The organism is Paenibacillus dokdonensis (genome assembly GCF_004916975.1).
Lineage (GTDB): Bacteria > Bacillota > Bacilli > Paenibacillales > Paenibacillaceae > Paenibacillus_AQ > Paenibacillus_AQ dokdonensis.
On sequence record NZ_STGQ01000005.1, the window covers coordinates 56,434 to 66,038 of the forward strand.

The window sequence follows — 9,605 nt, forward strand, 5'->3', positions numbered from 1 at the left end:
CATGGCACAAGTACAATACTATGGGACAGGTCGTCGTAAACATTCGGTAGCACGTGTTCGCCTTGTACCGGGTGAAGGACGCATTGTCATCAATAAGCGCGACATCAATGAATATTTCGGTTTGGAAACACTCAAGCTGATCGTTAAACAACCACTGAACCTGACTGAAACACTGGGACAATACGACGTGCTCGTTATTGCTCACGGTGGTGGTATCTCTGGTCAAGCAGGAGCAATCCGTCACGGTATCTCCCGTGCACTGCTCAAAGCAGATCCAGACTTCCGTCCATCTTTGAAAAAAGCAGGATTCCTGACTCGTGACCCACGTATGAAAGAACGTAAAAAATACGGTCTTAAAGCGGCTCGTCGCGCACCTCAGTTCTCCAAACGTTAATATTTGTTCCTTGGATCCCAAGGAATTACAAGCCTCTGGCCTTATGGCCAGGGGTTTTTTTATTGTAAAAAAAAGAACTGCCATAGGCAGTTCGACATCATGTGAATCATTAACCATGTAAAATACGTAAAGCATCCTCAACGGACCCGATTTCCCCGTATGCATCCTTACGAAGGAACTGAGAATGGCAGGACGGACATTCTGCATAGACCTGGCTGTAACCCAGGCCATCGTCGTTTCGTCCATTCTTCCACCATACATGAATCTGATCAGCCTCTTTGCCGCAATCGCTGCAGACCAAGGAAGAAGACTGAATTTTTCCGGAATCGACTAACATAGGATCACCTCGCTTAATTCAAAAAATGAAATAGATCCAGCAATGAATTTCCTTTTTTAAAGTTCAACTTATAACGTTGGAAGCTTTGGAAACGCCCCTCCGCCCCTCCATATACCCTGGTTCTGCCGGTGTTCAATATGTTGATGGAGTAAGCGTTGTGATTGAACGTGCCGGCTTTAACTGATGAGCCAGACTGTAGATTTGCTGCAGCTCTCTGGATAGCATTTTGCTCTTGGTTATTGCATTTGATATTGTACCTTTCGAAGCCACAAATTATTTCTTGTTTATTTATTATCAAGACAACGTGCCCAGTGGGCATTTTCATCATATGATGTGTTATTACTTACACGGAGGGATCCTATTTTGCACCCGAACGCACAACATAAGCATCTGGCCTGGCATGAAACGATGAAATTGCATGAACTGACGGCTTGGACGGCAAACAACCTGATCGCACTTAAAATGCATGTTCATGATGTGACAGATCCACAGCTGCACGCACTGTATGAGGAAATGATCAGAGGGCTGGAGACGAATTTGAAAGAGCTGCTTCAATTCTATTCCATGGCACCGATGGAGACCCGAAATAACAAAAGCAAATCAGAGCATGAGGATATGACTGCGTTTTACGCAGGACATTTGCTCGGTATGACCAAGGCCGCAATTCAAAGCTATGCAGCAGCCATCACGGAAACAGCCACTCCGCAGTTAAGGGATACGTTTACGAAGCAGCTCAATCACATGATCAAATTACATGCGAAAATCTTCAATTTCATGTTGGATCGCGGATTCTATCCCGCGTATGATCTGCACAAGATGCTGGAGAATGACAAGATGACAGCCCAAAAAGCGCTCGAGCTTTAATTTAATTTGAAAAAAAGTCCTTCTATAGAAGGGCTTTTTTTATTCGTTCACCTCGGAAAAGCATGTTAAAAGCATTGACAACCAACCATATTGGTTTATACTGGATTTAATCATATTAAACCACTAGGTATTAACTGAATTTAATGAAGTGAATTATTCGGAAGGGGAGAGACTTCACAATGAATTTGCTTGAAAAGGAAAAGTGGATTGAAATTCAGGCTGCTGAACTTGAGCACGCTTCTGCTGAAGATGTGATCCGTGTAGCCGTAGAGACGTTCCCAAATTTGACATTCGCTTGCAGCTTCGGTGCTGAAGATGTGGTTTTAGTCGATATTTTACAGAAGGTGAGCCCTTCAACTGATATTTTTTATCTGGATACGGATTTTCATTTTAAAGAAACTTATGAAACCAAAGACCGCCTGGAATCTAAATACGGTATTCAGTTCGTGCGTGTATCTCCGAAGCTGACTACAGATGAGCAGGCTGCACAGCATGGAGAGGAACTGTGGAAAACAAATCCGAACCAATGCTGTAATATCCGCAAAGTCGAACCGTTGACACGAATTCTTTCCCAATATGATGCCTGGATTACGGGAATACGCAGGGATCAAGCCCCTACTCGCGCAAATGCCAAAAAGGTAGAATATGACCATAAATTCGGATTGGTTAAGTTCAATCCAATTGCAGAATGGACATCTGATGATGTCTGGAAATATATTCGCGATAATCAAGTGCTGTACAATCCCCTTCATGATCAAAACTTTCCCAGTATAGGCTGCGAGCATTGCACCCGCCCGGTTAATCCGGGAGAAGATCCAAGAGCAGGACGATGGTCCGACAGTGAGAAAACAGAATGCGGACTTCACCAATAAAGCCAATAAAGCGAAAGAAACAGGGGGAACAGATATGACAGCAATACTTCCGCATGGCGGCAAGCTCATTAACCGAATTGCTGAAGGGCAGGAGAGAGAAGAGCTTTTGAAGGCTTCTTATCAATTGAAGCAGATCCCGGTGAATAACTGGACGATATCCGACCTGGATTTAATCGGGAGCGGTGCTTTCTCCCCGCTTGAAGGCTTTATGAATGAGGAGGATTACCGTTCTGTAGTCAGTACCATGCGTCTTGCCAGTGGAACAGTCTGGAGCATACCGGTTACTTTGTCTGTAGATGAAGAGATAGCCCGTGGACTGAGCTTAGGAGATCAGGTAGCACTGACTGGCACCGAAGACAACGTTATTTACGCCGTCTTGACCGTTGGAAGCGTCTATGAGGCGGATCAGGATGAGGAAGCACTAAAAGTATTTAAAACCAATGATCCGGAACATCCAGGCGTTAAAAAATTGCTGGAGCGCTCTCCGATCTATGTTGGTGGAAGTGTGAAGGTGCTCAACCGCCCACAGCCTGCAAGATTCGGCGATTTTTATTTTGATCCTGCCAGAACGCGCGAGCTTTTCCGTCAAAAGGGGTGGAACACGGTTGTCGGCTTTCAAACCCGTAATCCGGTGCATCGGGCTCATGAGTATATTCAGAAGAGTGCCATGGAAATCGTGGATGCGCTTTTCCTTAATCCGCTTGTTGGGGAGACCAAATCCGATGATGTCCCGGCGGATGTTCGGATGAAGAGTTATCTGGTACTCTTGGAGAATTATTATCCGGAGGATCGGACCTTCCTGGGGGTTTTTCCAGCAGCCATGCGTTATGCAGGCCCAAGAGAAGCTATTTTCCATGCCATTGTACGTAAAAACTACGGCTGTACTCATTTCATCGTCGGCCGCGACCATGCGGGAGTCGGTGATTACTATGGTACTTATGAAGCTCAGGAGATATTCTCTAATTTCAAGCCCGAAGAACTCGGGATTACGCCGCTGTTCTTTGAGCATAGCTTCTTCTGCAAGAAATGCGGTAATATGGCCTCGAGCAAAACCTGCCCGCATCCGCATGAGGAGCATCTCACACTTTCCGGCACCAAAGTACGCGGTTTGCTGAGAGACGGCCAGTGCCCGCCTCCGGAGTTTACCCGCCCGGAAGTCGCTGAAGTGCTCATATCCGGTATGAGAGCCCAAGTTACACCTTAAGGTACTATTTGTCCACCTCCACCCATATAGATGAGTAAAGTCGATATGGGAACGGAGGTGGATTTTTTATGTCCAAGCAGGGGCCTGGCAAGCAGGTGCTGTGGATTCGGCTAAGCTCGATCAAAAAATTGCTGATGGGCATGTGTCTGCTTGTCGTGTTTATCGCTGTAGCCACATTTAATATCCCTACGGTAAAAACTACGGGTCACTGGAGCCTTCCATTATCGGGAAAGGTAATTGCGCTGGATGCCGGCCACGGCGGACCGGATGGGGGGGCGGTAAGCAAACAGGGCGTTATTGAAAAAGATGTGAATCTTGCCATTGCCTTGTATCTCCGGGATTATTTGCAGCAGGCCGGGGCTGTGGTATACATGACACGTGAAGGTGACTACGATCTGGCTGGAGCTGACACTAAGGGGTATTCCAAACGCAAGACCGAAGACTTGAAGCAGCGGGCGAAACTGATCCAGGATACAAAGGCGGATCTGTTTCTGAGCATACACTTGAACAGCTTTCCGTCCAATCGCTGGAGCGGGGCTCAAACCTTTTATTACCCTAACCATCCGGACAATGCAGGACTCGCAGAGCTTATCCAGGATGAAATTAAGCGTAATCTTGAAAATACCGACCGTGTTGCCAAAACGGTAGATACCGTGTATCTTTTGCAAGCATTAAAAATGCCTTCGGCGCTGGTGGAGTTAGGTTTTCTCTCCCATCCGCAGGAATCACAGCTTCTACGAGATGAGAATTATCAGCGAAAGGTCGCGGCAGCGGTGTACAAAGGCATGCTCAGGTATTTATCCGGAGAAAAAGTGAAACTGTCGTCAGAAAATGAGCGTTGATGGTATAATACCAACTGGGGCTTATCCATGTATGGATGCCAATATATAAAGCAGAGGTGCTGCCATCATGTTGTCACGTGAGCAAGTTCAAGAAGTGTTACAGCCCATTGGTGATACTGCCACGGGTAGAAGCCTGATTGAGCTGCAGATGATAAGAGATATTGTTGTAAAGGAAACGAGAGTATCGCTTTCCGTAATTACACTGGATAACCGTGAAGGCTATGGACAAGCGCTGGAGAAGGAAATCCGCGATCGTTTGCAGGCTGCCGGAGCCGAAGATGTTCATATCCGTATGCGCGAAGCGAATGAGCATGAGCGCAGCAAGATACTGGGCGATCATGAAAGCAAGACGGATGAGGATAAGCTGGTGAAGGGACATGCCGCCGGACTTGAAAAAAATGAACTGCTGGGTGATCCGGATGTTCATTTTATCGCGGTTGCAAGCGGAAAAGGCGGCGTCGGTAAATCCACGGTAACTGTTAATCTGGCCGCTGCTCTTGCCCGTCAAGGGAAAAGAGTGGGACTAATTGATGCGGATATCTACGGATTCAGCGTTCCGGATATGATGGGGATCGAGGAAGGTCCTGTTGTTGTGGATGGAGTCATTGTGCCGGTGGAGCGTTTTGGCGTGAAAATCATGTCTATGGGATTCTTCATCCGGGAGAACAATCCGGTTGTATGGCGCGGACCGATGCTTGGCAAAATGCTTCATCAATTCTTTAATGATGTAAATTGGGGCGAGCTTGATTATATGCTTCTGGATCTACCTCCGGGAACAGGTGATATTGCGCTGGATGTGCATCAAATGCTGCCACAAAGCAAAGAGATCATTGTTACCACTCCGCATGCAACGGCCGCTTTTGTAGCAGCCCGTGCAGGAGCCATGGCCATCCAAACCAACCATGAAATTTTGGGAGTGGTGGAAAATATGGCGTATTACGAATGTTCTCATTGCGGAGAAAAGGATTTTGTATTTGGACGCGGAGGCGGCGGACAGCTTGCTGAAACGCTTCATACGAATCTGTTGGCGCAGTTTCCGCTGGGGGCACCGGATAACCACATCTCGGAACCGGATTTCTCGCCATCGGTGTATAAGCCTGAATCGACGAGCGGTCAGCTTTATAATGAACTGGCTGCCAATATTATTGCTAAGAGTGAAAAATAAATCGAGTCAAATAAAGAAAAAGCCCCTAAAGGGCTTTTTCTTTTGTTCAAGTTAAGAACCGCCGCTGTCTCCACCACCGCTGTCCTTGTCCTTGTCTTTGCTAGCTTTGTCGCCGCCTTCTTGCTTTCCGCCTTCCTCGCCTTTACCGCCTTTTTCCACTTTGGGTTGAAGCTCTTGAGTTACAACATTCTTCAGAAGGCCCATAACCTCCATTTTAAACATTGGATTTTGCATGGCTTCCTGCATTACCGTCATGGATTGCTTGCGGTATTCTGGCGTTTTGGTCAGATCCAGGAACATCTTTGCCACTTCCGGGGACTTCATGATATCCGCGACCGATTTTTGATACGTCGGATCTTTGATTAATTGCATATGCAGCTGCTTGTTCTGCGAGCTGATCGCTTTCGCGAAATCACCGGCGAACTGCGGGTCGGTCATGATTTTTTCGAATTCCTTCTTATACTCTTCGGATGTAATGGTGTCTTTCACGGCCGTACGGATCTGATCCGTTGCCTGGGTGGTCATCATCTGCATGCCCATGCCGCCCGATGAGCTTCCGCCGCTTTGTTTCAGCGCGTCCTCAACGGCCTTTTTGCCCTCATCGCTTTTGAGGATGTCGACCACCATCGTTTTCATTTCTTTATAATCGCCTTGCGGCGGTGCATAGCTCTGTTCGGATCCGCAGCCTGACAGTACGGCAGAAAGTCCGAGTATGATTCCACATATGCCTAATACCGGCCACTTCATAAGCGTCACTCCTTTGCTATCATCCTGAATGTAGTATGCCGAGGTGAATTTCGAAATATGTCGATTCGGGAATGGTTTTTTAATGAGAACGTTGGTAAAATAAAGTCTTGGGGGTGCAGACGAGTTGAATTTGAAAAATTGGTCCAAGTTATTTATTCAAACCTTGCTTGTGGGAGCTATTGTCTCCATTATTACCGGATTCCTGCTGCCGTACAGCAGAGAATCAATTTCATTTAAGGATACAAGCGATATCTTATTTTATTTGCTTATTCTATTCGGTTTTGGGGCAATGACAAGCGTGTACTCACAGCTGGGCTTTTTTGCTTATATGATCCTGAATTATACAGCAATCGGCGTTTTTCCGAGAAAAGCGTGGCAGTACATACAGTTTGTTCTAGCGATCCTGGCACTGCTGGAAGTGATGTTCTTCCGTTCTTTTGTGGGAAGGGAGAACAGCAGTCAAATGGCTGATTTGCTGCTGGGGATAGCCATTCTGATTGTGGCCGTCGCAGTAGCCTACTTTAAAGTCAGAGCTACCAATCCAAGCGCTTGGGTGCCAACCATCTTCTTCATGACAGCGATTACGATCGTCGAGATGGTAGGGGGACTTAAAATCAATGATAACAATGCCACAATCTTTATTGTGATCCCATTGTTAGCCTGCAATGCATACCAGATTTTGATACTGCACAAGCTGCTGAAATCAAAAAAGAGCTAAGAAACTTAGCTCTTTTTTCTTTATGATCCTATATGCTACATACCAGCAGCATCATCAATTGCCTGCTGAAGCGTGGCTTGGTCACGGATTTCCTTGCCTTTGGTATCCGCTTGGGTCAGAAGATCGGAAACAGTTACGAATTCATAACCCTGCTTGCGGAGCTCATCAATAATAATGGGAAGAGCCTCATGTGTTTGCTTGCAGGAATCGCTGGCATGAAGGAGGACGATATCACCCGGATGAGCTTTGCTGACGACGCGCTTGACGATGTTGTCGACGCCGATATTTTTCCAGTCCTGAGAGTCGGTATCCCACTGGATGACCTTGTAATTCAAGCTGTCGGCGATTTTCAGCACCCGCTTATCAAAATCACCATTAGGCAGGCGCAGCAGATTGGGTTCCTTTCCGGTCAAATCGGTTAATATAGAATTGGCCGTTGTAAGCTGGGATTTAATCTCTTCATCGCTTAAGGTGCTGTAGTTCACATGCTTATGACCGTGGCTTCCGATTTCAAATCCGGCTGTTTTAATCTGATTGACGATATCCGGGTGGCTCTTGCTCCAAGGGGAGGAGAGGAAGAAGGTTGCTTTCTCGACACCCTTGTCTTTGAGAACGTTGAGGATTGGCTCAGGACGCTTTTCACCCCAGCTGATATCAAAAGTCAGGGCAATAACCTTCTTGTCCGTAGGAACGCTGTAAATGGCAGCAGGAGCTCCTTCGGAGAATACTGTAATATTGTCGGATTCTACATAAACAATACCGATAGCGAATAGTGCCGCGGCGAGAACAAAGAAGGTACGTTTGATTTTGCGGCCGTTCAGCACATAAAAAAATGAATTCATCGCTATAGTCGCCCCTTTCCCACATTCGAATGCTTGTTTACTTCAAATGTATGCTCGTACCAGCGAGTTATTACCAAGAGGAGGTTTTATATGCTTAGACTTACTACTTTTCTAAAAGATCTTGGAGCGATCCGGAAAACATTAATGTTTGTAACCATCCTGTTTATTCTCGGCATCGTAGCGGGATGGTATAGCACGGGATCCCTTTCGGAAATCATTAATCAGCAGATGGGTGGTATTCGTGATATCAGTGAAACTCTAAGCAAGTCTACAAGCCCAAAATGGAGCTTTTTTGTGTTTATTTTCTTCAATAACAGTATTAAGGCCGTGGTTATGATTTTTCTGGGTCTATTCGTGGGCGTCCTGCCGATCTTATTTCTGCTGATCAATGGAATGGTAGTAGGATATCTCGTACATAGCTCCATGGAGCAGGGAAACAGCTTGTTTGATTTGGTGGTCAAAGGTCTGCTGCCTCATGGGATCATTGAAATACCAGCTATAATCATTGCCTGTGCGTTCGGACTTCAAATGGGACTACTGGTTCTTTCAAGTCTTGGCGGGAGCGGGAAGGGAGAATTGAAGAGAAGATGGAGGGAGATGTTCAGAAGATCACTAACGGCATCCGTATGGATCGTTATTTTGTTGTTTGTGGCGGCCATTATTGAAAGCACAGTAACCTATACCCTGATGAAGGGATAGCCATAATGGTTACAATTGGGGAATTTACGAAAATCACATTCATAAATTTCCCAAAAACTGTGCATAACAGTAAGGCGGTAAAATTGAGCCATCTACATAAATTGAACTATGCTACTATTATGACCTCGATCCGTGCTCTGCAATATGAGAAGGTATAATCGTTTTCAATCGACAAGGAGGCCAGGCAAACATGCTGGGTATGCTTTTTAATGATAAGGAATTCAAGGAACTTGATTATGTATTACGCAAAGAGCTGGATGAGATGTTATTTGATTTGAGTGATCAGAGATTGGATCTGGATGTCAGAAACGCGATTGCCAACAGATATAAAACGGTATTTCGCATGTATGCCCGATTTGCGCCCCCCAAGGAACTCTCCAAATATGCGCGTAACAACAAGCTCTCTCAGTTTAAACATTAAATGCTTGACGGGGGAATGGATTCTATGATAAATTTATTTTCGCTTCAGTTTTAGTAACATGGAATTGAAAGCCTGTGAGATGCCTGCGAAGAGTTGATTGAATAAACTTCGAAAAAAGTTTTTGAAAAAAAGACTTGCAAAGCATCGAGCATGTATGATATATTATAAGAGTTGCTGCTGAGACAAAATGTTGAAGCGGAAACGAGAAAAAATTTGATCTTTGAAAACTGAACAACGAGTGAGATACAGGCTTTGCTTGCAAAGCCGAAACGCGAGATCATCGGGTTCAAGACTTCTGTCTGAATCGATGGTTGAGCACAAATGAGATTAACAGTAATGAATATTTTGATTAGCATTGCTTAATTCAAAATTTCATTATATCTCGTCAGTTTCAAAATGAGCTACAAACTTTCTTGGAGAGTTTGATCCTGGCTCAGGACGAACGCTGGCGGCGTGCCTAATACATGCAAGTCGAGCGGACTCTTACACTTCCTTCGGGA

Annotated in this window: 12 protein-coding genes and 1 rRNA gene; 11 read left to right on the plus strand and 2 right to left on the minus strand. The window is 45.6% G+C overall.

The window, feature by feature from the left end:
- The first annotated feature begins 1 nt into the window (after window position 1).
- The 7 genes from rpsI to E6W40_RS29300 all read left to right on the plus strand — a co-directional run bounded on the left by rpsI (window position 2) and on the right by E6W40_RS29300 (window position 5,678).
- Window positions 2-394, plus strand: coding sequence for a 30S ribosomal protein S9 (rpsI, locus tag E6W40_RS29275; RefSeq protein ID WP_136609131.1), 393 nt, complete (start codon window positions 2-4; stop codon window positions 392-394).
- Window positions 395-578: 184 nt separating this feature from the next.
- Window positions 579-728 (plus strand): hypothetical protein, encoded by a 150-nt coding sequence (locus E6W40_RS29680; protein WP_168929094.1) that lies wholly within the window; start codon window positions 579-581, stop codon window positions 726-728.
- A 411-nt stretch (window positions 729-1,139) separates the two neighbouring features.
- Window positions 1,140-1,595: a spore coat protein gene (locus E6W40_RS29280; protein WP_136609132.1), complete on the plus strand. Its 456-nt coding sequence runs from the start codon at window positions 1,140-1,142 to the stop codon at window positions 1,593-1,595.
- A 179-nt stretch (window positions 1,596-1,774) separates the two neighbouring features.
- A complete protein-coding gene (locus E6W40_RS29285) occupies window positions 1,775-2,467 on the plus strand; it encodes a phosphoadenylyl-sulfate reductase (RefSeq protein ID WP_136609133.1) in 693 nt (230 codons plus the stop codon).
- A 34-nt stretch (window positions 2,468-2,501) separates the two neighbouring features.
- Window positions 2,502-3,671, plus strand: coding sequence for a sulfate adenylyltransferase (sat, locus tag E6W40_RS29290; RefSeq protein WP_136609134.1), 1,170 nt, complete (start codon window positions 2,502-2,504; stop codon window positions 3,669-3,671).
- 68 nt (window positions 3,672-3,739) lie between these two features.
- A complete protein-coding gene (gene cwlD, locus E6W40_RS29295) occupies window positions 3,740-4,513 on the plus strand; it encodes an N-acetylmuramoyl-L-alanine amidase CwlD (protein ID WP_136609135.1) in 774 nt (257 codons plus the stop codon).
- Window positions 4,514-4,580: 67 nt separating this feature from the next.
- Window positions 4,581-5,678: an Mrp/NBP35 family ATP-binding protein gene (locus E6W40_RS29300; RefSeq protein ID WP_136609136.1), complete on the plus strand. Its 1,098-nt coding sequence runs from the start codon at window positions 4,581-4,583 to the stop codon at window positions 5,676-5,678.
- 51 nt (window positions 5,679-5,729) lie between these two features.
- Here the strand turns inward: E6W40_RS29300 and gerD are convergent, their stop codons facing one another.
- A complete protein-coding gene (gene gerD / locus E6W40_RS29305; RefSeq protein WP_136609137.1) occupies window positions 5,730-6,425 on the minus strand; it encodes a spore germination lipoprotein GerD in 696 nt (231 codons plus the stop codon).
- Between the two features lie 124 nt (window positions 6,426-6,549).
- Between gerD and E6W40_RS29310 the strand changes: the two genes are divergently transcribed.
- The gene (locus tag E6W40_RS29310) at window positions 6,550-7,143 is read left to right on the plus strand and encodes a KinB-signaling pathway activation protein (protein WP_136609138.1); all 594 of its coding nucleotides are present in this window, start codon (window positions 6,550-6,552) and stop codon (window positions 7,141-7,143) included.
- Window positions 7,144-7,178: 35 nt separating this feature from the next.
- Here E6W40_RS29310 and pdaB read toward each other — a convergent pair whose 3' ends face one another.
- Window positions 7,179-7,985: a polysaccharide deacetylase family sporulation protein PdaB gene (gene pdaB, locus E6W40_RS29315; protein WP_136609139.1), complete on the minus strand. Its 807-nt coding sequence runs from the start codon at window positions 7,983-7,985 to the stop codon at window positions 7,179-7,181.
- A gap of 90 nt (window positions 7,986-8,075) precedes the next feature.
- Between pdaB and E6W40_RS29320 the strand changes: the two genes are divergently transcribed.
- The 3 genes from E6W40_RS29320 to E6W40_RS29330 all read left to right on the plus strand — a co-directional run.
- Window positions 8,076-8,684, plus strand: a complete 609-nt coding sequence (locus E6W40_RS29320; RefSeq protein WP_136609140.1) for a stage II sporulation protein M — start codon at window positions 8,076-8,078, stop codon at window positions 8,682-8,684.
- Between the two features lie 190 nt (window positions 8,685-8,874).
- Entirely contained in the window at window positions 8,875-9,105 is a 231-nt protein-coding gene (locus tag E6W40_RS29325; protein WP_136609141.1) for a hypothetical protein, read from the plus strand.
- A gap of 410 nt (window positions 9,106-9,515) precedes the next feature.
- A 16S ribosomal RNA gene (locus tag E6W40_RS29330) occupies window positions 9,516-9,605 on the plus strand; the annotation flags it as partial.